This is a genomic window from Shewanella sp. S1-49-MNA-CIBAN-0167 (assembly GCF_040310145.1).
In the GTDB taxonomy this organism is placed as follows: Bacteria; Pseudomonadota; Gammaproteobacteria; order Enterobacterales; family Shewanellaceae; genus Shewanella; species Shewanella psychromarinicola.
Genome location: NZ_JBEOPO010000255.1, coordinates 1 through 273, shown reverse-complemented (window position 1 = coordinate 273; position 273 = coordinate 1). Strand labels below are relative to the sequence as shown.

Sequence of the window (273 nt, the reverse complement as noted above, 5' to 3'; positions counted from 1 at the left end):
ACGTCACACTGTCAAACAGCGAACAACAAGATTTACTGGCGAAATTTAGTCAACTCACGGCTTTTGATGATGTCATTCCTGGGCTAGCGTTACTGCGCAATCAAGGTCATACCCTCGCCGCTTTTTCAAATGGACCTGAAGTTGCGGTTCGTACGCTTATGCAAAATTCAGGCGTTTTACCGCAGCTCCATGACGTTATCAGTGTTGATGACCTAAAGACGTTTAAACCTAACCCCGCCGTTTACCATTATTTAATGACTCGCACCCAATCTG

The 273-nt window shown here is 45.4% G+C and carries 1 protein-coding gene; it reads left to right on the top strand.

Annotated features, from left to right (window positions below; all coding sequences use genetic code 11):
* Nucleotides 1-273 (top strand): HAD family hydrolase (locus AAEZ00_RS21230; protein WP_351089880.1); only part of this gene is annotated, 273 nt, incomplete at both ends.